At 56.4% G+C, this 23,612-nt stretch carries 20 protein-coding genes; 19 read left to right on the top strand and 1 reads right to left on the bottom strand.

Going from position 1 to position 23,612, the window contains the following annotated elements; genetic code table 11:
* Positions 1-39: 39 nt before the first annotated feature.
* Entirely contained in the window at positions 40-1,623 is a 1,584-nt protein-coding gene (locus tag AC4ICF_RS15410; RefSeq protein ID WP_166711730.1) for a TerC family protein, read from the bottom strand.
* Between the two features lie 692 nt (positions 1,624-2,315).
* Between AC4ICF_RS15410 and AC4ICF_RS15405 the strand changes: the two genes are divergently transcribed.
* The 19 genes from AC4ICF_RS15405 to wcaL all read left to right on the top strand — a co-directional run bounded on the left by AC4ICF_RS15405 (position 2,316) and on the right by wcaL (position 23,612).
* Positions 2,316-3,455 (top strand): polysaccharide export protein, encoded by a 1,140-nt coding sequence (locus tag AC4ICF_RS15405; RefSeq protein WP_014170829.1) that lies wholly within the window; start codon positions 2,316-2,318, stop codon positions 3,453-3,455.
* Positions 3,456-3,461: 6 nt separating this feature from the next.
* Positions 3,462-3,905: a low molecular weight protein-tyrosine-phosphatase Wzb gene (gene wzb / locus AC4ICF_RS15400; RefSeq protein WP_116338786.1), complete on the top strand. Its 444-nt coding sequence runs from the start codon at positions 3,462-3,464 to the stop codon at positions 3,903-3,905.
* 2 nt (positions 3,906-3,907) lie between these two features.
* Entirely contained in the window at positions 3,908-6,070 is a 2,163-nt protein-coding gene (wzc, locus tag AC4ICF_RS15395; protein ID WP_316379408.1) for a tyrosine-protein kinase Wzc, read from the top strand.
* 114 nt (positions 6,071-6,184) lie between these two features.
* Positions 6,185-7,027 (top strand): colanic acid biosynthesis glycosyltransferase WcaA, encoded by an 843-nt coding sequence (wcaA, locus tag AC4ICF_RS15390; protein WP_116338790.1) that lies wholly within the window; start codon positions 6,185-6,187, stop codon positions 7,025-7,027.
* Positions 7,027-7,518 (top strand): colanic acid biosynthesis acetyltransferase WcaB, encoded by a 492-nt coding sequence (gene wcaB / locus AC4ICF_RS15385; protein WP_116338792.1) that lies wholly within the window; start codon positions 7,027-7,029, stop codon positions 7,516-7,518. The genes wcaA and wcaB overlap by 1 nt, the downstream gene beginning before the upstream one ends.
* Positions 7,515-8,732 carry a colanic acid biosynthesis glycosyltransferase WcaC gene (gene wcaC, locus AC4ICF_RS15380; RefSeq protein WP_316379409.1) on the top strand — a complete coding sequence of 406 codons (1,218 nt, stop codon included), beginning with the start codon at positions 7,515-7,517 and terminating at the stop codon, positions 8,730-8,732. Before wcaB ends, wcaC begins: the two co-directional genes overlap by 4 nt.
* Positions 8,707-9,927, top strand: a complete 1,221-nt coding sequence (gene wcaD, locus AC4ICF_RS15375; protein ID WP_029742034.1) for a colanic acid polymerase WcaD — start codon at positions 8,707-8,709, stop codon at positions 9,925-9,927. The genes wcaC and wcaD overlap by 26 nt, the downstream gene beginning before the upstream one ends.
* Before the next feature lie 16 nt (positions 9,928-9,943).
* Positions 9,944-10,690, top strand: coding sequence for a colanic acid biosynthesis glycosyltransferase WcaE (gene wcaE, locus AC4ICF_RS15370; protein ID WP_116338796.1), 747 nt, complete (start codon positions 9,944-9,946; stop codon positions 10,688-10,690).
* A 15-nt stretch (positions 10,691-10,705) separates the two neighbouring features.
* A complete protein-coding gene (gene wcaF / locus AC4ICF_RS15365; RefSeq protein ID WP_192984960.1) occupies positions 10,706-11,266 on the top strand; it encodes a colanic acid biosynthesis acetyltransferase WcaF in 561 nt (186 codons plus the stop codon).
* A 155-nt stretch (positions 11,267-11,421) separates the two neighbouring features.
* Entirely contained in the window at positions 11,422-12,543 is a 1,122-nt protein-coding gene (gmd, locus tag AC4ICF_RS15360) for a GDP-mannose 4,6-dehydratase (protein ID WP_003863514.1), read from the top strand.
* 2 nt (positions 12,544-12,545) lie between these two features.
* A complete protein-coding gene (gene fcl / locus AC4ICF_RS15355) occupies positions 12,546-13,511 on the top strand; it encodes a GDP-L-fucose synthase (protein ID WP_024908102.1) in 966 nt (321 codons plus the stop codon).
* Positions 13,512-13,513: 2 nt separating this feature from the next.
* Entirely contained in the window at positions 13,514-13,993 is a 480-nt protein-coding gene (locus tag AC4ICF_RS15350) for a GDP-mannose mannosyl hydrolase (protein ID WP_316379412.1), read from the top strand.
* Entirely contained in the window at positions 13,990-15,213 is a 1,224-nt protein-coding gene (gene wcaI / locus AC4ICF_RS15345) for a colanic acid biosynthesis fucosyltransferase WcaI (RefSeq protein WP_316379413.1), read from the top strand. The genes AC4ICF_RS15350 and wcaI overlap by 4 nt, the downstream gene beginning before the upstream one ends.
* Before the next feature lie 3 nt (positions 15,214-15,216).
* Positions 15,217-16,653, top strand: coding sequence for a mannose-1-phosphate guanyltransferase (gene cpsB, locus AC4ICF_RS15340; protein WP_316379414.1), 1,437 nt, complete (start codon positions 15,217-15,219; stop codon positions 16,651-16,653).
* 109 nt (positions 16,654-16,762) lie between these two features.
* Positions 16,763-18,133 carry a colanic acid biosynthesis phosphomannomutase CpsG gene (gene cpsG / locus AC4ICF_RS15335; protein ID WP_316379415.1) on the top strand — a complete coding sequence of 457 codons (1,371 nt, stop codon included), beginning with the start codon at positions 16,763-16,765 and terminating at the stop codon, positions 18,131-18,133.
* An 89-nt stretch (positions 18,134-18,222) separates the two neighbouring features.
* Positions 18,223-19,617: an undecaprenyl-phosphate glucose phosphotransferase gene (gene wcaJ, locus AC4ICF_RS15330; RefSeq protein ID WP_061097677.1), complete on the top strand. Its 1,395-nt coding sequence runs from the start codon at positions 18,223-18,225 to the stop codon at positions 19,615-19,617.
* 1 nt (position 19,618) lies between these two features.
* Positions 19,619-21,097 carry a colanic acid undecaprenyl disphosphate flippase WzxC gene (gene wzxC / locus AC4ICF_RS15325; protein ID WP_316379416.1) on the top strand — a complete coding sequence of 493 codons (1,479 nt, stop codon included), beginning with the start codon at positions 19,619-19,621 and terminating at the stop codon, positions 21,095-21,097.
* A gap of 17 nt (positions 21,098-21,114) precedes the next feature.
* Positions 21,115-22,395 carry a colanic acid biosynthesis pyruvyl transferase WcaK gene (gene wcaK / locus AC4ICF_RS15320; protein WP_116338808.1) on the top strand — a complete coding sequence of 427 codons (1,281 nt, stop codon included), beginning with the start codon at positions 21,115-21,117 and terminating at the stop codon, positions 22,393-22,395.
* Positions 22,392-23,612: a colanic acid biosynthesis glycosyltransferase WcaL gene (gene wcaL / locus AC4ICF_RS15315; protein ID WP_316379417.1), complete on the top strand. Its 1,221-nt coding sequence runs from the start codon at positions 22,392-22,394 to the stop codon at positions 23,610-23,612. The genes wcaK and wcaL overlap by 4 nt, the downstream gene beginning before the upstream one ends.

Raw genomic sequence — 23,612 nt, 5'->3', positions numbered from 1 at the left:
AAACCCTAAAACGGCAATCTGGTTGCCGTTTTGTTTTATCTATACCTCAAAATCCAGCTCTTCCTCATCCCGCAGCGGAATAAGCTGCACTTTCTGCACGCGATGGTTTTCAATCTGCAGGGTTTTAAGCAGATAGTCGCCCACCTGAACCTCTTCCCCCGGCTGCGGGATGCGCTGTAAATACTCCATCAGCAGGCCGGCAATGGTGTGGTATTCCCGTTTTTCGTCCAGCGGCAGCGGCACGTACTGCACCAGGTCTTCCAGCGGCATGTGGCCGTTGGCCGTCCACGAGCCGTCCGCGTTTTTCTGGATGTCGTGGCGGGCATCAATCTCATCCACCTCGTTTGGCAGATTACCGGCGATGGTTTCCATCACGTCGCTGAGCGTGACCAGCCCTTCCACCGAACCAAACTCATCCACCACGAAGGCAAAGTGCGTGCGCGCGTTGCGAAATTGCTCAAGGGCAGAGAGCAGCGGTAGCCCTTCCGGGAAGACCAGCGGCTGGCGCACCAGCGCGCGCAGGTTAAGCGGCTCACCGCGAAGCTGCTGCTGGAGCAGGTCAATAACGTGCACCACGCCCAGCAGCTCCTCTTCCTCTTCACCGCCGGTCACTACCACGCGGGTATGCTGATTCTTATCCAGCAGGGCGCGGACCCGATCTTCCGGTGCCGTGAGGTCAATATGCTCAATGTCATGCCGGGAAGTCATGATGCTGCTCACCGTGCGCTGATTGAGGTTGAGCACCCGCTCGATCATCAGCCGCTCCTGTGGGTTAAAGATCTGCCCGTCGCTGTGATCGGCAAGCAGGGCGGAGGATTCGGCGTCCAGCTCGGCATCCTCTTTCCTGCCGCTCAGCAGGCGCATGACGGTTTCGGCCGTGCGCTGGCGCAGGGTCTGATTCGCGGAGAGAAACCGGCGGCGGTTAAATATCGCCAGCTGGTTGAGCGCTTCAATCATTACGGAGAAGCCAATGGCGGCGTACAGGTAACCTTTCGGAATATGGAACCCGAAGCCGTCGGCGACCAGGCTGAAGCCGATCATCAACAGGAAGCTGAGACAGAGGATCACGATGGTCGGGTGGCTGTTCACAAAGCGGGTCAGCGCTTTGCTCGCCATCACCATCAGCGTGATGGCGATGATCACCGCAGCCATCATGACGGCCAGATGGTCCACCATCCCGACGGCGGTAATCACCGAATCCAGAGAGAAGACGGCATCGAGCACCACAATTTGCGCCACCACCGGCCAGAATCTTGCCCCGCGTCGCTGGGTCGGGTTCTCGCTGTCTTTGCCTTCGAGCCGCTCGTTAAGCTCCACCGTGGCTTTGAACAGCAGGAACAGCCCGCCGAAGAGCATGATCAGGTCGCGGGCGCTAAAGCTCAGACCGCGAACGGAGAACAGAGGCTGAGTGAGCGTGACCATCCAGGAGATAGAGGCCAGCAGCAGTAAACGCATCACCATCGCCAGCAGCAGACCCGTCACGCGCGCGCGGTCGCGCTGGGAAGGGGGTAGTTTTTCAGCGAGGATGGCGATAAAGACCAGATTATCAATCCCGAGCACTAATTCGATGACGACCAGCGTCACCAGCCCGGCCCAGATTGATGGATCGGCAATCCATTCCATAGTAATAGCAATACCTTCTGTTATATGACGAATGTCACACTTCGATCATGGATAAAGCTGGGGGAAAATGCAATGTCGGGCTGAGATTTCTCTTAATACGAAGCGTAAAAAAGAGAGCAATCTCAGGTGGGTGTAAATAAGCGAAATACGCATATTTTATTATTATGAAAACATTTTAGGATATATCGCAGGTAGTGATATTTGCTCTCTTTTTGTCAATATAAAGAAAATCCTAAAAGGTCAAAACTTTGCTCTTAATATTAATCTTAAAAACAGATATTAGGACAGTTGTCTCCTTGCCTGCTATTAGGTTAGCTGCAACAATTCTCCCAGCATCAAATGTTAAATCTTGTTGTTGCTATTATTGTTTTGGTCTTCGGAATGGTCATTCATTATCCGCTGTGTATTTCAAGCGGCTGAAATATTGCCAGAAGACCTTACTCAAGAGGGTGTCTATCCATAACACATTGTTTAGTCAGTGGATTGGTAACTGAAAGCCAAGGGCGGTAGCGTGCCTGAAAGCGTGTGAATCAGCCTCGATTATTCTGTCAATAGCCAATGGATGAATAAGCTTTTTTTAGGACTGATGCCAGTTATATTTCTATTTGATTAACTGCATGCTGAAACCCAATACGTCTCAAGCTTATTTAAATTGCACAGGATAATTACTCTGCCAAAGTGATAAATAATCAATGATGAAATCCAAAATGAAATTGATGCCATTATTGGTGTCTGTGACCTTGATGAGTGGTTGCACGGTCTTTCCCGGCAGCAATATGTCAACAATGGGTAAGGATGTGATCAAGCAACAGGATGCCGATTTTGATCTCGACAAAATGGTGAATGTTTATCCACTTACGCCACGTCTGGTCGAACAATTACGTCCACGTCCGAATGTTGCCCAGCCGAATATGTCTCTGGACCAGGAAATTGCCTCCTATCAGTATCGCGTGGGGCCGGGCGACGTGATCAACGTGACAGTCTGGGATCACCCTGAACTGACCACGCCAGCGGGCCAGTACCGCAGCTCAAGCGACACCGGGAACTGGGTACAGTCAGATGGCACCATGTTCTATCCGTACATTGGTAAAGTGCATGTCGCCGGGAAAACGCTCGCCGAAATCCGTAGTGATATTACCGGCCGCTTAGCGCAGTACATTGCCGACCCGCAGGTGGACGTTAATATCGCCGCATTCCGCTCGCAAAAAGCCTATATCTCCGGTCAGGTGAACAAATCCGGCCAGCAGGCCATCACCAACGTTCCGCTCACCGTTCTGGACGCCATTAACGCCGCGGGCGGCCTAACCGACGGCGCCGACTGGCGCAACGTGGTGCTGACCCACAACGGCAAAGAGCAGCGCATTTCGCTGCAGGCGCTGATGCAAAACGGCGACCTGACCCAGAACCGCCTGCTCTATCCGGGCGATATTCTCTACGTACCGCGCAACGACGATCTGAAAGTCTTCGTGATGGGTGAAGTGAAGAAACAAAGCACCCTCAAAATGGACTTCAGCGGCATGACCCTGACCGAAGCCCTGGGTAATGCAGAAGGTATCGATCTGACCACGTCCAATGCGACCGGTATCTTCGTCATCCGTCCGCTGAAAGGTGAAGGCAGTGCGAAGGGCAAAATTGCCAACATCTACCAGCTGGATATGTCCGATGCGACGTCTCTGGTGATGGCGACGGAGTTCCGTCTCCAGCCTTACGATGTGGTGTACGTCACCACCGCGCCGGTTGCCCGCTGGAACCGTCTGATCAACCAGTTGCTGCCAACCATCAGTGGCGTTCGCTACATGACGGATACGGCGCGCGACATTCATACCTGGTAATCCGCGATGTTCAACAAAATTCTGGTGGTATGCGTGGGGAACATTTGCCGTTCCCCTACGGCTGAACGGCTGTTGAAACAGTACCAGCCTGAGTTAACGGTCGATTCCGCAGGGCTGGGCGCGCTGGTGGGCAAAGGTGCCGACGAGCGCGCAACGAGCGTGGCCCGCGATCATAACCTCTCTCTTGACGGGCATATCGCCCGCCAGGTCACCGGCCGCATGTGCCGGGAGTATGACCTGATTCTGGCAATGGAAAAACGCCATATTCATGCGCTATGCGATATCGCTCCGGAGATGCGCGGCAAGGTGATGCTGTTTGGTCACTGGGACAATGAACGCGAAATTCCCGATCCGTATCGCAAAAGCCATGAGGCCTTCGAGGCGGTTTACACCTTACTTGACCAGTCTGCCCAACAGTGGGCGCAGGCACTGAAAGCTCAGCAGGGATAACAATGACAGAAAAAACAAAACCTTCTGCCGCCCCGACTTCGGGCAGTGATGAAATTGATATTGGTCGCCTGGTCGGCACGGTTATCGAGGCAAAGTGGTGGGTGCTTGGCATTACCGCCGTCTTTGCCGCGGCGGCCGTTATCTATACGCTCTTTGCGACGCCTATCTACAGCGCCGACGCGCTGGTGCAGATTGAACAGAACACCGGCAACTCGCTGGTGCAGGATATCGGCTCCGCGCTGGCGAACAAGCCGCCGGCGTCCGACGCTGAAATTCAGCTGATCCAGTCGCGTCTGGTACTGGGCAAAACGGTTCACGACCTCGGCCTTGACATCTCCGTCACCAAAAATACGTTCCCGATCTTTGGTGCCGGCTGGGATCGTCTGATGGGGCGCAGCAATGACACCGTGAAGGTGACTGACTTTGTGCTGCCGAAAGGGGCAGGGGATCAAACCTTTACCCTGACGGTGCTTGGCCCGAAACAGTATCAGCTGACCAGCGATGCGGGCTTTAGCGCGCGCGGCGAAGTGGGGCAGATGCTGACCAAAGATGGCGTTAACATGATGGTCACCGCCATCAACGCTCAGGAGGGGGGGGAATTTACCGTCACCAAATTCTCCACGCTGGGCATGATCAACAATCTGCAAAATAACCTGACCGTCACTGAAAACGGTAAGGACACCGGCGTGCTGAGCATGACCTTTACCGGTGAAGATAAGGATCAAATCCGCGACATCCTGAACAGCATTACCCGCAACTACCTTGAGCAGAACGTCGAGCGCAAGTCGGCGGAAGCGGCGAAAAGCCTGGCGTTCCTCTCTAAACAGCTCCCGGAAGTGCGTGCCCGTCTGGACGATGCCGAGAACAAGCTGAACGCCTTCCGTCAGGATAAAGACTCCGTCGACCTGCCGCTGGAGGCCAAATCGGTTCTCGACTCCATGGTGAATATTGATGCGCAGCTCAACGAGCTGACCTTCAAAGAGGCGGAGATTTCCAAGCTTTACACCAAACGCCACCCGGCTTACCGCACGCTGCTGGAAAAACGCCGTACCCTTGAAGAGGAGAAGGCGAAGCTGAACGACCGCGTGACCGCGATGCCGAAAACGCAGCAGGAGATCGTGCGCCTGACTCGCGACGTGGAGTCCGGACAGCAGGTTTACATGCAGCTGCTGAACAAACAGCAGGAGCTGAAAATCACCGAGGCCAGCACCGTGGGTGATGTGCGCATCGTTGACCCGGCCATTACCCAGCCTGGCGTGCTGAAACCGAAGAAAGCGCTGATTATTCTCGGCAGCATTATTCTTGGCCTGATGCTCTCTATCGTCGGCGTGCTGCTGCGCTCGCTGTTCAACCGCGGCATCGAAAGCCCGCAGGTGCTGGAAGAGAACGGGATCAACGTTTACGCCAGCATCCCGCTCTCCGAGTGGCAAAAATCCCGTGACAGCGTCAAGACCATCAAGGGCGTTAAGCGTTACAAACAGAGCCAGCTGCTGGCCGTGGGTAACCCAACCGACCTGGCGATTGAAGCGATACGCAGCCTGCGTACCAGCCTGCACTTCGCCATGATGCAGGCTAAAAACAACGTACTGATGTTAACCGGCGTCAGCCCGTCTATCGGTAAGACCTTTGTGTGCGCCAACCTGGCGGCCGTGGTCAGCCAGACCAACAAGCGCGTGCTGCTGATCGACTGCGATATGCGTAAGGGCTACACCCACGAGCTGCTGGGCACCAACAACGTGAACGGTCTGTCGGAAATCCTGCTGGGTCAGGGGGAGATTAGCCAGAGCGCCAAGCCGACCTCGATTCCGAGATTCGACCTGATCCCACGTGGTCAGGTGCCGCCGAACCCGTCTGAACTGCTGATGAGCGAACGCTTCACCCAACTGATTGAGTGGGCGAGCAAACACTATGACCTGGTGCTGATCGATACGCCGCCGATTCTGGCCGTGACCGATGCGGCCGTGGTGGGGCGCCATGCGGGCACCACGCTGATGGTGGCACGCTATGCGGTGAATACCCTGAAAGAAGTGGAAACCAGCCTGAGCCGCTTCGAGCAGAACGGGATTGAAGTGAAAGGGGTGATCCTGAACTCCATCTTCCGCCGCGCGACCGGGTACCAGGATTACGGCTATTACGAGTACGAATACAAGTCTGACAGTAAATAACAAAACACCCCCCCTCACCCTAACCCTCTCCCCAGAGGGGAGAGGGAACTGTCCGGTGCCGCCTTTCACCCTCTCCCCAGGGGAGAGGGCCGGGGTGAGGGGTAGGAGGAAAAGATGACCACACAACGCCCTTTGATTTCTATCTATATGCCGACATGGAACCGTCAGCAGCTGGCGATCCGCGCAATCAAGTCGGTCTTACGTCAGGATTACGATAACTGGGAACTGATCGTCGTGGATGACTGTTCTTCCTCGTATGAACAGCTGCAAAAATTTGTTACCGATCTCAACGACCCGCGCGTGATGTACACGCACAACGCCATCAACTCCGGGGCCTGTGCGGTGCGAAATCAGGCAATTATGCAGGCCAAAGGGCAGTATCTGACCGGCATCGACGACGATGACGAATGGACGCCGAACCGCCTGTCCGTCTTCCTGTCGCATAAAGAGCAACTGGTTACGCACGCGTTTCTGTATGCCAACGACTACGTGTGTCAGGGCGAGGTGTATTCGCAGCCTGCCAGCCTGCCGCTGTATCCGAAATCACCGTACTCTCGCCGCCTGTTCTACAAGCGCAATATTATCGGCAATCAGGTCTTTACCTGGGCGTGGCGCTTTAAAGAGTGCCTGTTCGATACCGAACTGAAGGCCGCGCAGGATTACGATATCTTCCTGCGCATGGTGGTGGAATACGGTGAGCCGTGGAAAGTGGAAGAGGCCACGCAGATCCTGCACATCAACCACGGGGAGATGCAGATCACCTCCTCGCCGAAGAAATTCTCCGGCTATTTCCATTTTTACCGCAAGCACAAGGACAAGTTTGACCGTGCCAGCCGTAAATATCAGCTCTTTACCCTGTATCAGATCCGCAACAAGCGCATGAACTGGCGCACGCTGCTGACGCTGCTCTCCGTGCGTAACGGCAAGCGTCTGGCCGACGGGCTTCGGGGGAAATAATGTTTCTGGAAGATTGCCGCGCAAACAGCTGGAGCCTGCGCCCGTGCTGCATGGTTCTGGCGTACCGCATCGCGCACTTTTGCTCGGTGTGGCGCAAGAAAAATGTACTGAACAACATCTGGGCGGCCCCCGTGCTGGTGCTGTACCGCATCATCACCGAATGCTTTTTTGGGTATGAGATTCAGGCTGCGGCCACCATTGGCCGCCGCTTTACCATCCATCACGGCTATGCGGTGGTGATCAACAAGTTCGTGGTCGCCGGAGATGATTTCACCATTCGTCATGGGGTCACCATTGGCAACCGTGGGCCTGACAGCCTGGCCTGCCCGGTCATCGGCAACAATGTCGAGCTGGGCGCGAACGTGGTGGTTATTGGCGACATTACGATAGGTAACAACGTGACGATCGGGGCGGGCAGCGTGGTGCTGGACAGCATCCCCGATAACGCGCTGGTGGTGGGAGAGAAAGCCCGCGTGAAGGTGATTAAATGAACATTCTGCAATTTAACGTGCGCCTCGCAGAAGGCGGGGCGGCAGGCGTGGCGCTGGATCTGCACCAGCGCGCGCTGCAAAAAGGACTCCAGTCTCGTTTTATTTACGGCTATGGCAAAGGCGGCAAAAAAAGCGTCAGCCACGATAACTATCCGCAGGTGCACAAGCACACGCCGCGTCTGACCTCTGTTGCGAACATTGCGCTGTTCCGCCTGTTTAACCGCGATCTGTTTGGCAACCTCAACAGTCTTTATCGCACCGTGACCCGCACGTCGGGCCCGGTTGTGCTGCATTTCCACGTTCTGCACAGCTACTGGCTGAATCTGGAAGAGGTGGTGGCGTTTTGTCAGAAGGTGCAGGCCCACAAGCCCGACACTCGCTTCGTCTGGACGCTGCACGATCACTGGAGCGTGACCGGACGCTGCGCGTTTACCGACGGCTGCGAAGGCTGGAAAGATAACTGCCAGAAATGCCCGACATTAAGCAATTACCCGCCGGTGAAGGTGGATCGCGCGCATCAGCTGGTAGACGGAAAGCGCCAGCTGTTCCGCGACATGCTCTCGCTCGGCTGCACGTTTATCTCCCCGAGCCAGCACGTAGCCGATGCCTTCAACAGCCTGTACGGGGCAGGGCGCTGTCAGATTATCAACAACGGCATCGATGTGGCGACGGAAGCCATTCTTGCCGAGCTGACCCCGGTGGCAGAAACCGCGGGCAAACCGAAAATTGCCATCGTTGCGCACGATCTGCGTTACGACGGGAAAACCAACCAGCAGCTGGTTCGCGACATGATGGCGCTGGGTGACAGGATCGAGCTTCATACCTTCGGCAAGTTTTCCCCGTTCGAAGGGGCCAACGTGGTGAACCACGGGTTTGAGACCGACAAGCGCAAGCTGATGAGCGCCCTCAACGGTATGGACGCGCTGGTGTTCAGCTCCCGCGTGGATAACTACCCGCTGATCCTCTGCGAAGCGCTCTCCATCGGCGTGCCGGTGATTGCCACCCACAGCGATGCGGCGCGTGAAGTGCTGGAAAAATCCGGCGGGAAAACCTTCGCGGAACAGGAGGTCCTGCCGCTGGTGCAGCTGCCGAAGGCGCAGATCGCCGAGGCCGTTTTTGGCACTGACCTGGAATCGTTCCGCAACCGCAGCCGCAAGGCCTACAGCGGACAACAGATGCTGGAGGAGTATGTCTCGTTCTATCAGAATCTGTAGTTATCTGCTGCTGCCGCTGATCTACCTGCTGGTCAACGTCAAAATTGCCCAGCTCGGCGAAAGCTTCCCGATAACCATCGTGACCTTCCTGCCCGTTTTGCTTCTTCTGTATGTCGATAAAATCAACCTGAAGAAGCTGATGATTGCCCTGGGGCTGGGCACGGGCCTGACGCTGTTTAACTACATCTTTGGCCAGTCGCTGGATGCCAGTAAATACGTCACGTCGACCATGCTGTTTGTTTATATCGTCATTATTATTGGCATGGTCTGGAGTATTCGCTTCAAAACTATTTCACCGCACAATTATAGGAAAATCCTCAGGTTCTTTTATATTGCCGTTGCGTTAATTGTTATGCTTGCCGCACTGGAAATGGCGCAAATTATTTTGACCGGTGGCAGCAGCCTGATGGAGATAATTTCGAAATATCTCATTTACAGTAACAGCTATGTGCTGAACTTCATTAAGTTTGGCGGGAAGCGTACGACGGCACTCTATTTTGAACCAGCGTTTTTCGCTCTGGCGTTAATCTCAATTTGGCTCAGCATCAAACAGTTTGGTATCAAAACGCCTAAGACCGATGCTATGATTCTTGCAGGAATCGTTCTGTCTGGATCGTTCTCAGGGGTAATGACGTTTATCCTGTTTTACCTGCTGGAGTGGGCGTTCCAGTACCTGAACAAAGATGCGATTAAGAAAAAACTGCCGTTGGCGATTATCTCCCTGACGGTATTTATGGTCGGCGTGATATTTGCCTTCCCGTACATCTCAGAACGTCTGGGAGATTTGGGAACGGAAGGGTCATCGTCCTATTATCGCATCATTGGTCCGCTGGTGATGGTGGGTTATTCCTTAACCCATATTGATGGTGTAGTAAGATTCGGCTCACTTTATGAATATGTTGCATCATTCGGAATCTTTAACGGTGCGGATGTCGGTAAAACCATAGACAATGGTCTGTATCTGTTAATTATTTATTTTTCATGGTTCGCCGTACTGTTGACGCTGTGGTATCTGTTTAAAGTTTTCAAAATGATGATCAACGCGTTTGGTGATAACCAGAACTTTCGCGTGCAGCTTTATCTTTTTACGCCGGTGTCGCTGTTTTTTACCGGGTCAATATTTAGCCCGGAATATGCTTTCTTGATTGTCTGTCCGTTTATTTTGCGCAAGGCGCTTAATATTACGAACGTATGACGAAATGAGGTGATTTATGTTTCTTAGCGTCATTACTGTCGCTTTTCGTAATTACGAAGGGGTAGTAAAAACCTGGCGCTCGCTGCGCAACCTGGCGCGCGATCCGAGCCTCACCTTTGAGTGGATTGTGGTCGACGGCGGCTCGAACGATGGCACGGCGGAGTTTCTGGAAAAACTCAACGGTGAGTTCAACTTACGCTACATCAGCGAGAAAGATAAAGGCATCTACGATGCGATGAATAAAGGCATTAATATGGCCCAGGGCCGTTATGCCATCTTCCTCAATTCCGGCGATATTTTCCACGACGACGTGGCGCTGTTTGCCCGTCAGCTGGCTCGCCAGAAAGAGGACGCCATGTATATTGGCGATGCGCTGCTCGATTTTGGTGACGGACATAAAGTGTGCCGCAGCGCGAAGCCAGGCTGGTATATCTACCACAGTTTGCCCGCCAGCCATCAGGCCATTTTCTTCCCGGTAAAAGGTCTGAAAAAACAGCCTTACGATTTGCAGTACAAGGTGTCATCTGATTATGCGCTGGCCGCCAGCCTGTATAAATCAGGTTACCCGTTTCGTCGAATTAAAGGGCTGGTGTCTGAATTCTCGATGGGCGGCGTGTCAACGTCAAATAATCTGGAATTATGCCAGGACGCAAAAAACGTGCAGCGTCAAATATTACGCGTGCCGGGATTTTGGGCGGAATTGTCTTATTTATTACGCCTGCGTACCACGGGCAAAACGAAAACCTTATATAACAAAGCCTGAATATAAGGAAACGCAATGCAGGATTTAAAAGGTTTCTCCGTACCGAAAGGTTTTCGGGGCGGGAACGGTATTAAGGTACAGCTGTGGTGGGCGGTTCAGGCAACCTTATTTGCCTGGTCGCCGCAAATACTGTACCGCTGGCGAGCCTTTTTATTGCGCCTGTTTGGCGCAAAAATAGGAAAAAACGTAGTCATCCGACCTTCTGTGAAAATTACCTATCCGTGGAAATTAACGCTTGGGGATTACGCATGGGTTGGGGATGACGCGGTGCTATATACCCTGGGCGAGATTACGATTGGCGCAAATTCGGTGGTTTCACAGAAATGTTATTTGTGCACCGGCAGCCACGACTTTATGAGCCCGCATTTTGATATTACCGCTTCGCCTATTGCGATCGGCGAAAAATGCTGGCTGGCAACGGATGTTTTTGTTGCACCGGGTGTTTCTGTTGGCGATGGCACGGTAGTGGGTGCCCGCAGCAGCGTTTTTAAATCGCTACCGGCAAATAAAGTTTGCCGTGGCAACCCCGCAGTGGTGATACGCGAACGCGTTGAAACGAAGAGCCTTGTTAAGTAGGCGTAATCGTTGCAGGCAGTTTGAACGCGGACTGCGCGGAGAAACCGGAACGTACTTAGGTACGTGAGGATTTCGAGCACAGCCCACGTTCAAAATGACAAAAAAGATAGCCTACTTAACGGCTCTGATTAAATTCATAAGTAGAGGAATAAAACATGTCTAAAGTCGCTCTCATCACCGGCGTTACCGGGCAGGATGGTTCTTACCTGGCAGAACTGCTGCTGGAAAAAGGGTATGAAGTGCACGGTATTAAACGTCGTGCGTCTTCATTCAACACCGAGCGTGTCGATCACATCTATCAGGATCCGCACGCGGCGAACCCGAAATTCCACCTGCACTACGGCGACCTGACCGATACCTCCAACCTGACCCGTATCCTGCAGGAAGTGCAGCCGGATGAAGTGTACAACCTGGGCGCGATGAGCCACGTAGCGGTTTCCTTCGAATCTCCGGAATACACCGCTGACGTTGACGCCATGGGTACTCTGCGTCTGCTGGAAGCTATCCGCTTCCTCGGTCTTGAGAAGAAAACCCGCTTCTACCAGGCATCCACCTCCGAGCTGTACGGCCTGGTGCAGGAAATCCCACAGAAAGAGACCACGCCGTTCTACCCGCGCTCTCCGTATGCGGTAGCAAAACTGTACGCCTACTGGATCACCGTGAACTACCGTGAATCCTACGGTATGTACGCCTGTAACGGCATCCTGTTCAACCACGAATCTCCGCGCCGCGGCGAAACCTTCGTGACCCGCAAAATCACCCGCGCTATCGCCAACATCGCGCAGGGTCTGGAGTCTTGCCTGCACCTCGGCAACATGGACTCCCTGCGTGACTGGGGCCATGCGAAAGACTACGTGAAAATGCAGTGGATGATGTTGCAGCAGGAACAGCCAGAAGACTTCGTTATCGCAACCGGCGTGCAGTACTCCGTGCGTCAGTTCGTTGAAATGGCCGCGGCACAGCTGGGCATCAAGCTGCGCTTCGAAGGCACCGGCGTGGAAGAGAAGGGTATCGTTGTTTCCGTGACCGGCCACGACGCGCCGGGCGTGAAGCCAGGCGACGTAATTGTGCAGGTTGACCCGCGCTACTTCCGTCCTGCTGAAGTAGAAACCCTGCTGGGTGACCCAACCAAAGCGCACGAGAAGCTGGGCTGGAAACCAGAGACCACTCTGCAGGAGATGGTTTCCGAGATGGTGGCCAAAGATCTTGAAGCAGCGAAAAAACACTCCCTGCTCAAGTCTCATGGCTACGAGGTTGCCATCGCGCTGGAGTCCTGAGAATGACAAAACAACGTATTTTTGTCGCCGGTCATCGCGGAATGGTGGGTTCCGCGATTGTTCGCCAGCTGGAACAGCGCGGTGACGTAGAGGTGATTGTCCGCACGCGTGACGAGCTGAACCTGCTCGACAGCCGTGCGGTACAGGACTTCTTTGCAAACGAACGCATTGATCAGGTGTATCTGGCGGCGGCGAAGGTGGGCGGCATCGTCGCTAACAACACCTACCCGGCGGATTTCATCTACGAGAACATGATGATCGAGAGCAACATCATTCACGCGGCGCACCTGCACAACGTGAATAAGCTGCTGTTCCTCGGGTCGTCCTGTATTTACCCGAAAATGGCGAAGCAGCCGATCGCCGAGAGCGAGCTGCTGCAGGGCACGCTTGAAGCAACCAACGAGCCGTACGCGATTGCCAAAATTGCCGGGATCAAGCTGTGCGAGTCCTACAACCGTCAGTACAACCGCGACTATCGCTCGGTGATGCCGACCAACCTGTACGGGCCGCACGACAACTTCCACCCGAGCAACTCGCACGTGATCCCGGCGCTGCTGCGCCGCTTCCACGAGGCGACCGCTGAGAACGCGCCGGACGTGGTGGTGTGGGGCAGCGGGACGCCGATGCGCGAGTTCCTGCACGTGGACGACATGGCTGCGGCCAGCATTCACGTGATGGAGCTGGATCGCGAGGTGTGGCAGGAGAACACCGAGCCGATGCTGTCGCACATCAACGTGGGTACCGGCGTGGACTGCACCATTCGCGAGCTGGCGCAAACCATCGCGCAGGTGGTGGGCTACAAGGGCCGCGTGGTGTTTGACGCGACTAAACCGGACGGCACGCCGCGCAAGCTGCTGGACGTGACCCGTCTGCATCAGCTGGGCTGGTATCACGAGGTGTCACTGGAGCAGGGGCTGGCCAGCACCTACCAGTGGTTCCTGGAAAACCAGCACCGCTTCCGGGGGTAACGATGTTTTTAAGTCAGGAAGATTTTGCCACGGTGGTGCGTTCCACTCCGCTCATCTCGATTGATTTGATCGTGGAGAACGAACGCGGCGAGTTCTTGCTGGGAAAACGAACCAACCGTCCTGCACAGGGCTTCTGGTTCGTGCCCGGCGGGCGCGTGCAGAAGGATGAGACGCTCAGCGATGCGTTTGAGCGTCTCACTCTGGCGGAGCTGGGCCTGCAGCTGCCGATGGCAGCGGGCCAGTTTTACGGGGTCTGGCAGCACTTCTATGACGATAACTTTTCAGGCACCGGGTTCTCCACGCACTACATCGTGCTGGGGTTCCGCCTGAAGGTGAGTGAGGCAGACCTGCGTCTGCCTGATTCTCAGCATGACGACTACCGCTGGCAGACGCCAGAGGCGCTGCTGGCCAGCGACAATGTGCATGACAACAGTCGTGCCTATTTCCTGGTCGATCGTCAGTCCGGAGTGCCGGGCTTATGAAAATTTTAGTGTACGGAATCAACTACTCGCCGGAATTAACCGGCATCGGGAAATACACCGGCGAGATGGTCGAGTGGATGGCGAGCCAGGGACATGACGTGCGGGTCATTACCGCGCCGCCGTACTACCCGGAGTGGAAAGTCGGGGAGCGCTACTCAAGCTGGCGCTATCGCCGTGAAGAGGGAGCAGCGACCGTCTGGCGCTGCCCGCTCTACGTGCCGAAGCAGCCTTCGACGCTGAAACGGTTACTTCATCTGGGCAGCTTTGCCCTGAGCAGCTTCTTCCCGCTGATGGCGCAGCGTCGCTGGAAGCCGGATCGCATCATCGGCGTGGTGCCGACGCTGTTCTGCACGCCGGGCATGCGCCTGCTGGGCAAACTCTCCGGTGCGCGCACCCTGCTGCACATTCAGGATTATGAAGTTGACGCCATGCTGGGCCTGGGGATGGCAGGCAAAGGCAAGGGCGGCAAGGTGGCGAAGCTCGCCAGCGCCTTTGAGCGCAGCGGCCTGCATAACGTGGATTACGTCTCGACCATCTCGCGCTCGATGATGAACAAGGCGCAGGAGAAGGGCGTTCCGGCCCAGAAGGTGATCTTCTTCCCGAACTGGTCAGAAGTGGCGCGTTTTCGCGATGTGACAGAGCAAGACGCTCAGGCGCTGCGCGCGCAGCTCGGTTTGCCTGAAGATCAAAAAATCATTCTTTACTCAGGCAACATCGGCGAAAAGCAGGGGCTGGAGAGCGTGATTGAAGCGGCCCAATTGCTGAGTGAACAGCCGTGGACGTTTGTGATTGTCGGGCAGGGCGGTGGAAAGGCACGGCTGGAAAAAATGGCCGGGGAACGCGGCCTGACCAACGTGAAATTTTTCCCGCTTCAGTCTTACGAGGCATTACCTGCGCTGCTGAAGATGGGTGACTGCCATCTGGTTGTGCAAAAACGCGGCGCCGCGGACGCGGTGCTGCCGTCCAAGCTGACCAACATTCTGGCAGTGGGCGGTAACGCGGTAATTACGGCTGAAGCCGAAACAGAATTAGGCCAGCTGTGTGACAGCTATCCGGGAATTGCCGTGTGCGTGGAGCCGGAATCGGTTCCGGCGCTGGTCACCGGCATTGAGCAGGCACTCGCCATGCCAAAAGTGAACACGGTGGCACGTGAATATGCCGAACGCACGCTCGAGAAAGAGAACGTGCTGAGCCAATTTATTGCAGATATACGGGGATAAATCATGAGTCAAACCACTTTGTATCCGGTTGTGATGGCTGGTGGCTCTGGTAGCCGGTTGTGGCCGCTGTCCCGCGTGCTCTATCCAAAGCAGTTCCTCTGTCTGAAAGGGGAGCTCACCATGCTGCAGACCACGGTAAACCGTCTGCACGGCGTGGAGTGTGAAAGCCCGGTGGTGATTTGTAACGAACAGCACCGCTTTATTGTTGCCGAGCAGCTGCGTCAGCTGAATAAGCTCACGGAAAACATCATCCTGGAGCCCGCCGGTCGCAATACCGCGCCCGCGATCGCCCTGGCGGCGCTGGCGGCAAAACGCAGCAGTCCTGACTGCGACCCGCTGATGCTGGTCCTGGCGGCAGACCACGTTATCCAGCAGGAAGAGGCGTTCCGCGACGCGGTGCGTGCGGCGATCCCTTACGCCGAGAGCGGCAAGCTGGTGACCTTTGGCATCGTGCCGGACCTGCCGGAAACCGGCTACGGCTACATCCGTCGCGGCAACGTAACGCCGGGTGAAGGCGACAGCGTGGCCTTTGACGTGGCGCAGTTTGTTGAAAAACCGAATCTCGAAACCGCGCAGGCGTATGTCGCCAGCGGTGAGTATTACTGGAACAGCGGGATGTTCCTGTTCCGTGCCGGACGCTACCTGGAAGAGCTGCGTAAATACCGCCCGGATATTCTGAGCGCCTGCGAGAAAGCGATGGCGGTGGTGGACCCGGATCTCGACTTCATCCGCGTGGATGAAGAGGCTTTCCTCGCCTGCCCGGAAGAGTCCATTGACTACGCGGTGATGGAACGTACGGCTGACGCCGTGGTTGTACCGATGGATGCGGGCTGGAGCGACGTAGGCTCCTGGTCCTCCCTGTGGGAGATCAGCGCCCATACCCCGGAGGGGAACGTCCATCACGGCGATGTGATTAGCCACAAAACCGAAAACAGCTACGTTTACGCCGAGTCCGGCCTGGTGACCACGGTCGGAGTGAAGGATCTGGTGGTTGTCCAGACCAAAGACGCCGTGCTGATTGCCGACCGTAACGCCGTGCAGGACGTTAAAAAAGTGGTGGAGAAGATTAAGGCCGATGGCCGTCACGAGCACCACATTCACCGTGAAGTGTACCGTCCGTGGGGTAAGTATGACTCCATCGACGCGGGTGACCGCTATCAGGTGAAGCGTATTACCGTGAAGCCGGGCGAGGGGCTGTCGGTGCAGATGCACCATCACCGCGCCGAGCACTGGGTCGTGGTGGCGGGTACGGCCAAAGTGACCATCGACGGCGAAGTGAAGCTGCTGGGTGAGAACGAGTCCATTTATATTCCGCTGGGCGCCACGCACTGTCTGGAAAACCCGGGGAAAATTCCTCTCGACTTAATTGAGGTGCGCTCCGGCTCGTATCTGGAAGAGGACGATATCGTGCGCTTCCAGGATCGTTACGGGCGCGTGTAGCACTCCGCATCATGCCCGGCGGCGCTGCGCCAGCCGGGCCTACGAATGACAAAAATAAATTTGGCCATTAAGTGGTCAGGGCCAACTGTTGCCTGAAAAAGAGGTCATCATGGAAAAATTAACCTGTTTTAAAGCCTACGATATTCGCGGCAAGCTGGGCGAAGAGCTGAATGAAGACATCGCGTGGCGCATTGGCCGCGCGTACGGCGAATATTTAAAACCAAAGACCATCGTGCTGGGCGGCGACGTGCGTCTGACCAGTGAATCCCTGAAGCTGGCGCTGGCGAAAGGGCTGCAGGACGCGGGCGTGGACGTGCTGGATATCGGCCTGTCCGGAACCGAAGAGATTTACTTTGCCACCTTCCACCTGGGCGTGGACGGCGGTATCGAAGTGACGGCCAGCCACAACCCGATGGACTACAACGGCATGAAGCTGGTGCGCAAGGGCGCCCGTCCCATCAGCGGCGACACCGGTCTGCGCGACGTGCAGCGTCTGGCGGAAGCCAACGATTTCCCGCCGGTGAACGAGGCGAAGCGCGGCAGCTACAAAAAAATCAACCTGCAGAAAGAGTACATCGACCACCTGCTGGGCTATATCAACGTGGCGAACCTCAAGCCGCTGAAGCTGGTGATCAACTCCGGTAACGGCGCGGCCGGCCCGGTGGTGGATGCGCTGGAAGCGCGCTTTAAGGCGCTGAACGTGCCGGTGACCTTCGTCAAGGTACACAACACGCCGGACGGCAATTTCCCGAACGGTATTCCTAACCCGCTGCTGCCGGAGTGCCGCGACGACACCCGCAACGCGGTGATTGAGCACGGCGCGGATATGGGCATCGCTTTTGACGGCGATTTCGACCGCTGCTTCCTGTTCGACGAGAAAGGGCAGTTCATCGAGGGCTACTACATTGTCGGCCTGCTGGCGGAAGCGTTCCTCGAGAAAAAACCGGGCGCGAAAATCATCCATGACCCGCGCCTTTCCTGGAACACCGTCGACGTGGTGTCCGCGGCGGGCGGCACGCCGGTGATGTCCAAAACCGGTCACGCCTTCATCAAAGAGCGCATGCGCGAAGAAGACGCCATCTACGGCGGCGAGATGAGCGCCCACCACTACTTCCGCGATTTTGCCTACTGCGACAGCGGGATGATCCCGTGGCTGCTGGTCACCGAGCTGCTGTGCCTGAAGGGGAAAACCCTGGGCGAGCTGGTGCGCGACCGCATGGCGGCGTTCCCGGCGAGCGGAGAGATCAACAGCAAGCTGGCGCAGCCAGCCGAGGCCATTGCCCGCGTGGAGCAGCACTTTGCCCTTCATGCGCTGGAAATTGACCGTACCGACGGCATCAGCATGGCGTTTCCACAGTGGCGCTTCAACCTGCGCTCGTCCAACACCGAGCCGGTGGTGCGCCTGAACGTGGAGTCCCGGGCTGACACGGCGCTGATGGAAGCCCGAACGAAGGACATTCTGGCGCTGTTGAATCAGTAATACGAAACCTTACCCCTCACCCTAACCCTCTCCCCTTTGGGGAGAGGGCCGGGGTGAGGGGGGGGGGTTGGTTGAATAAAGGAACAACGATGACGAATCTAAAAAAACGCGAACGAGCGAGAACGAATGCATCGTTAATCTCTATGGTGCAGCGTTTTTCTGATATCACCATCATGGTCGGTGGATTGTGGGCGGTGTGTCGGATCAGCGGGCTGCCGTTCTTATATATGCATCTGCTGATGGCCCTGATTGCCCTGGTCGTGTTTCAGATGATCGGCGGGATGACCGATTTCTACCGCTCGTGGCGCGGCGTGAAAATGACCACCGAACTGATGCTGTTGCTGCAGAACTGGACCCTGAGCCTGATCTTCAGTGCGGGTCTGGTGGCGTTCAGCCATGATTTTGACAACCGCTTCGTGACCTATCTCTGCTGGTACCTGTTAACCAGCGTCGGCATGGTCGTGTGCCGTTCCCTGATCCGCTTTGGCGCGGGCTGGCTGCGTAACCGTGGCTATAACCGTCGTTTTGTCGCCGTGGCGGGAGATTTACCGGTCGGGCGGGTGCTGCTCGACAGCTTCCGCAAAGAGCCGTGGTTAGGGTTCGAAGTGGTGGGGATTTACCACGACGCGAAGCCGGGCGGCGTGCCTGCGGACTGGGCGGGGAATTACGCGCAGCTTATTGAAGACGCGAAGGCCGGCAAAATTCATAACGTCTACATCGCCATGCAGATGAAGGACGAATCCCGCATCAAGCAGCTGATGCGCGAGCTGGCGGACACCACCTGCTCGGTGATCCTCATCCCGGACGTCTTTACCTTCAACATCCTGCACTCCCGTATTGAAGAGGTGAACGGCGTGCCGGTGGTACCGCTGTACGACACGCCGCTGTCGGGCATTAACCGCGTGCTCAAGCGCGTGGAAGATATCGTGCTCTCTTCGCTGATTTTACTGCTTATTTCCCCTGTTCTGTGCTGCATTGCCCTGGCGGTGAAGCTGAGCTCTCCCGGCCCGGTTATCTTCCGTCAGACCCGCTACGGCATGGACGGTAAGCCGATTATGGTGTGGAAATTCCGCTCCATGAAGGTGATGGAGAACGACAAGGTGGTGACCCAGGCGACGCAGAACGATCCGCGCGTCACCCGCGTGGGGAACTTCCTGCGCCGCACCTCGCTGGACGAGCTGCCGCAGTTCATCAACGTCTTTACCGGCGGCATGTCGATTGTTGGCCCGCGTCCGCACGCGGTGGCGCATAACGAGCAGTACCGCTCGCTGATTGAAGGCTACATGCTGCGCCATAAGGTGAAGCCGGGCATCACCGGCTGGGCACAAATCAACGGCTGGCGCGGCGAGACCGACACGCTGGAAAAAATGGAAAAACGCATCGAGTTCGATCTGGAGTACATCCGCGAGTGGAGCCTCTGGTTCGATATCAAGATTGTTTTTCTGACCATCTTCAAAGGTTTCGTGAACAAAGCGGCGTACTAAGATGAGCTTACGTGAAAAAACCATCAGCGGCGCCAAGTGGTCAGCGATGGCGACCATCGTCATCATTGGCCTCGGCCTGGTGCAGATGACGGTGCTGGCGCGCATTATTGATAATCACCAGTTCGGCCTGCTGACCGTCTCGCTGGTGATCATCGCACTGGCCGACACGCTGTCTGACTTTGGTATCGCCAACTCCATTATTCAGCGTAAAGAGATCAGCCATCTCGAGCTGACCACGCTCTACTGGCTGAACGTCGGGCTGGGCATTTTCGTATTTGTGCTGGTCTTCCTGCTAAGCGACACCATCGCCAGCGTGCTGCACAACCCGGATCTCGCTCCGCTGATGCGCACGCTGTCGTTTGCCTTTGTGGTGATCCCTCACGGGCAGCAGTTCCGCGCGCTGATGCAGAAAGAGCTGGAGTTCAACAAGATTGGCATGATCGAGACCAGCGCGGTGCTGGCGGGCTTTACCTTTACCGTGGTGAGCGCCCATTTCTGGCCGCTGGCGATGACCGCCATCCTCGGTTATCTGGTTAACTCTGCCGTGCGTACGCTGCTGTTCGGCTACTTTGGCCGCAAGATTTACCGTCCGGGACTGCACTTCTCTCTCGCGTCCGTCTCGTCCAACCTGCGCTTTGGCGCGTGGCTGACTGCGGACAGCATTATTAACTACGTGAACACCAACCTCTCGACGCTGGTGCTGGCGCGTATCCTGGGCGCGAGCGTGGCGGGGGGCTACAACCTGGCCTATAACGTCGCGGTTGTTCCTCCTATGAAGCTCAACCCGATTATCACCCGCGTGCTGTTCCCGGCGTTCGCCAAAATTCAGGACGACACCGAGAAGCTGCGCGTTAATTTCTACAAGCTGCTTTCCGTGGTGGGGATTATCAACTTCCCGGTGTTGCTGGGGCTGATGGTGGTTTCCAGCAACTTCGTGCCGCTGGTGTTTGGCGAGAAGTGGAACGGCATCATCCCGATCCTGCAGCTGCTGTGCGTGGTGGGGCTGCTGCGCTCCGTGGGGAATCCGATCGGCTCGCTTCTGATGGCGAAGGCGCGCGTGGATATCAGCTTTAAGTTCAACGTGTTCAAAACCTTCCTGTTTATACCGGCGATTATCGTTGGCGGGCATATGGCGGGCGCCATCGGCGTAACGCTGGGCTTCCTGCTGGTGCAGGTAGTCAACACCGTTCTGAGCTACTTCATCATGATCAAGCCGGTGCTGGGCTCCAGCTACCGTCAGTACATCCTGAGCCTGTGGCTGCCGTTCTATCTCTCATTGCCGACCCTGGTGGTGAGCTACGGCCTGGGCATCATCCTCAGCGGTCATCTCCCGCTGGGTGCGCTGCTGGCGGTACAGGTTGCCGCGGGCGCGCTGGCATTCGTCGTGATGATTGTGCTGTCGCGCAACGCGCTGGTGGTGGAGATGAAGCGCCAGTTTTGCCGTAACGAAAAAATGAAAACGCTGCTTCGCGCAGGCTAGTTATTTAAGAGGCCATTATGAAATTATTAATTCTTGGCAACCATACCTGCGGCAACCGTGGCGACAGCGCCATCCTGCGCGGTTTACTGGATGCAATTAACACCCTTAAGCCTGAGACTGAAGTGGACGTGATGAGCCGTTATCCGGTCAGCTCATCCTGGTTACTGAACCGCCCGGTGATGGGCGACCCGCTCTATAGCCAGATGAAACAGCATAACAACGCCGCGGGCGTGATGGGGCGCGTGAAGAAAGTGCTGCGCCGTCGCTACCAGCATCAGGTGCTGCTTTCCCGCGTGACCGACACCGGCAAGCTGCGCAACATCGCTATCGCGCAGGGCTTTACGGATTTCGTGCGTCTGCTGTCCGGCTATGATGCCATTATCCAGGTCGGCGGTTCGTTCTTCGTCGATCTCTACGGCGTGCCGCAGTTTGAGCATGCGCTGTGCACGTTCATGGCGAAAAAGCCGCTGTTTATGATCGGCCACAGCGTGGGGCCATTCCAGGATCCGCAGTTTAATCAGCTGGCAAATTATGTGTTTGGCCACTGCGACGCGCTGATCTTGCGCGAGTCGGTCAGCCTCGACATGATGAAGCGCAGTGAAATCGACACCTCAAAAGTTGAGCATGGCGTGGACACCGCCTGGCTTGTGGATCACCAGGACGATGGCTTCCAGCCGAGTTACGCGGTGCAGCACTGGCTCGACGTAGCCGCGAAACAGAAAACCGTCGCGATCACCCTGCGCGAGCTGGCCCCGTTTGATAAACGCCTCGGCACGACCCAGGCGGCGTACGAGAAAGCCTTTGCCGACGTGGTGAACCGCGTGCTGGACAGCGGTTACCAGGTGCTGGCGCTCTCAACCTGTACCGGGATCGACAGCTACAACAAAGACGACCGCATGGTAGCGCTGAACCTGCGCAACCTGGTGAACGACCCGTCCCGCTACCACGTGGTGATGGACGAGCTGAATGACCTGGAGATGGGCAAGCTGCTCGCAGCCTGCGACCTGACCGTCGGCACCCGTTTGCACTCGGCGATTATCTCCATGAACTTCGGTACCCCAGCCATCGCCATTAACTATGAGCACAAGTCTGCCGGGATTATGCAGCAGCTTGGCATGCCGGAGATGGCCGTGGATATTCGTCATCTGCTGGACGGATCGCTCGGTGCGATGGTGGGCGACACCCTCGGCCAGTTGCCTGCGATTAACGAGCGTCTGGCAGTAGCGGTGAAAGCCGAGCGAGAGAAGGGCATTGGCATGGTGAAATCGGTACTTGACCGCGTGCGGGAGGGGAAATGAAGGTTGGTTTCTTCTTACTGAAATTTCCGCTGTCGTCTGAGACCTTTGTACTGAACCAAATCACCGCGTTTATCGATATGGGATATGACGTGGAGATCGTCGCCCTGCAGAAGGGCGACACCAAAAATACCCATGCGGCGTATACCCAGTATGGGCTGGAGGCGAAGACCCGCTGGCTGCAGGACGAACCGGCCGGGAAGCTGAGTAAGCTGCGCTACCGGGCCAGCCAGACGTTGCGCGGGCTCCATCGCGCGTCGACGTGGCGGGCGCTGAACGTTTCCCGCTATGGATCGGAATCTCGCAATCTGATCCTGTCGGCCATCTGCGGGCAAACGGCGCAGCCGTATCGTGCCGACGTGTTTATCGCCCACTTTGGCCCGGCGGGCGTTACCGCCGCGAAGCTGCGTGAGCTGGGCGTGATTGACGGCAAAATTGCGACCATTTTCCACGGTATCGACATTTCCAGCCGCGAGGTGCTGAACCACTACACGCCGGAGTATCAGCAGCTTTTCCGCCGCGGTGACATGATGCTTCCCATCAGCGACCTGTGGGCAGGACGGCTGAAAAGCATGGGCTGCCCGGGAGAGAAGATTGCCGTGTCGCGTATGGGGGTGGATTTAACGCGCTTTACCCGCCGTCCGGTTAAGGTGCCGGGAACACCGCTGCAGATCATCTCCGTGGCCCGTCTGACCGAGAAGAAAGGTTTGCACGTGGCGATTGAGGCCTGCCGCCAGCTGAAAGCGCGCGGGGTAGCGTTCCACTATCGAATTCTCGGCATCGGGCCGTGGGAGCGCCGTCTGCGCACGCTTATCGAACAGTATCAACTGGACGATGTCGTGGAGATGCCGGGCTTCAAGCCAAGCCATGAGGTCAAGGCCATGCTTGATGAGGCAGATGTATTTCTGCTGCCTTCAGTCACGGGCGCGGATGGCGATATGGAAGGCATTCCGGTGGCGCTGATGGAGGCGATGGCCGTGGGTATTCCGGTGGTATCCACCCTGCACAGCGGGATCCCTGAGCTGATCAAATCTGACCATTCCGGCTGGCTGGTGCCGGAGAATAACGCGATGGCCCTCGCGGATCGATTAGCTGCCTTCAGCGACATCGACCAGCAGGCGCTGGAGCCCGTGCTCCACAATGCCCGACAAAAAGTTGAAACCGATTTTAACCAGCAGGTGATTAACCGCCAGTTAGCGAGCCTGCTGCAAACGCTGTAA

It is taken from the genome of Enterobacter sp. ECC_219_Taxon_10, from assembly GCF_058354905.1.
This window is presented reverse-complemented; position numbering and strand designations above follow the sequence as displayed.

What these genes read in the sequence shown, in the direction of transcription:
- cpsB (WP_316379414.1), top strand. Translation starts at nt 15,217, where the DNA reads ATGAGTCAAACCACTTTGTATCCGGTTGTGATGGCTGGTGGCTCTGGT.
- wcaC (WP_316379409.1), top strand. Translation starts at nt 7,515, where the DNA reads ATGAACATTCTGCAATTTAACGTGCGCCTCGCAGAAGGCGGGGCGGCA.
- wcaJ (WP_061097677.1), top strand. Translation starts at nt 18,223, where the DNA reads ATGACGAATCTAAAAAAACGCGAACGAGCGAGAACGAATGCATCGTTA.
- fcl (WP_024908102.1), top strand. Translation starts at nt 12,546, where the DNA reads ATGACAAAACAACGTATTTTTGTCGCCGGTCATCGCGGAATGGTGGGT.
- cpsG (WP_316379415.1), top strand. Translation starts at nt 16,763, where the DNA reads ATGGAAAAATTAACCTGTTTTAAAGCCTACGATATTCGCGGCAAGCTG.
- wcaL (WP_316379417.1), top strand. Translation starts at nt 22,392, where the DNA reads ATGAAGGTTGGTTTCTTCTTACTGAAATTTCCGCTGTCGTCTGAGACC.
- wcaE (WP_116338796.1), top strand. Translation starts at nt 9,944, where the DNA reads ATGTTTCTTAGCGTCATTACTGTCGCTTTTCGTAATTACGAAGGGGTA.
- wzb (WP_116338786.1), top strand. Translation starts at nt 3,462, where the DNA reads ATGTTCAACAAAATTCTGGTGGTATGCGTGGGGAACATTTGCCGTTCC.
- AC4ICF_RS15350 (WP_316379412.1), top strand. Translation starts at nt 13,514, where the DNA reads ATGTTTTTAAGTCAGGAAGATTTTGCCACGGTGGTGCGTTCCACTCCG.
- wcaA (WP_116338790.1), top strand. Translation starts at nt 6,185, where the DNA reads ATGACCACACAACGCCCTTTGATTTCTATCTATATGCCGACATGGAAC.
- wcaI (WP_316379413.1), top strand. Translation starts at nt 13,990, where the DNA reads ATGAAAATTTTAGTGTACGGAATCAACTACTCGCCGGAATTAACCGGC.
- wcaB (WP_116338792.1), top strand. Translation starts at nt 7,027, where the DNA reads ATGTTTCTGGAAGATTGCCGCGCAAACAGCTGGAGCCTGCGCCCGTGC.
- wzc (WP_316379408.1), top strand. Translation starts at nt 3,908, where the DNA reads ATGACAGAAAAAACAAAACCTTCTGCCGCCCCGACTTCGGGCAGTGAT.
- AC4ICF_RS15405 (WP_014170829.1), top strand. Translation starts at nt 2,316, where the DNA reads ATGATGAAATCCAAAATGAAATTGATGCCATTATTGGTGTCTGTGACC.
- wcaK (WP_116338808.1), top strand. Translation starts at nt 21,115, where the DNA reads ATGAAATTATTAATTCTTGGCAACCATACCTGCGGCAACCGTGGCGAC.
- wcaF (WP_192984960.1), top strand. Translation starts at nt 10,706, where the DNA reads ATGCAGGATTTAAAAGGTTTCTCCGTACCGAAAGGTTTTCGGGGCGGG.
- wcaD (WP_029742034.1), top strand. Translation starts at nt 8,707, where the DNA reads ATGTCTCGTTCTATCAGAATCTGTAGTTATCTGCTGCTGCCGCTGATC.
- AC4ICF_RS15410 (WP_166711730.1), bottom strand. Translation starts at nt 1,623, where the DNA reads ATGGAATGGATTGCCGATCCATCAATCTGGGCCGGGCTGGTGACGCTG.
- gmd (WP_003863514.1), top strand. Translation starts at nt 11,422, where the DNA reads ATGTCTAAAGTCGCTCTCATCACCGGCGTTACCGGGCAGGATGGTTCT.
- wzxC (WP_316379416.1), top strand. Translation starts at nt 19,619, where the DNA reads ATGAGCTTACGTGAAAAAACCATCAGCGGCGCCAAGTGGTCAGCGATG.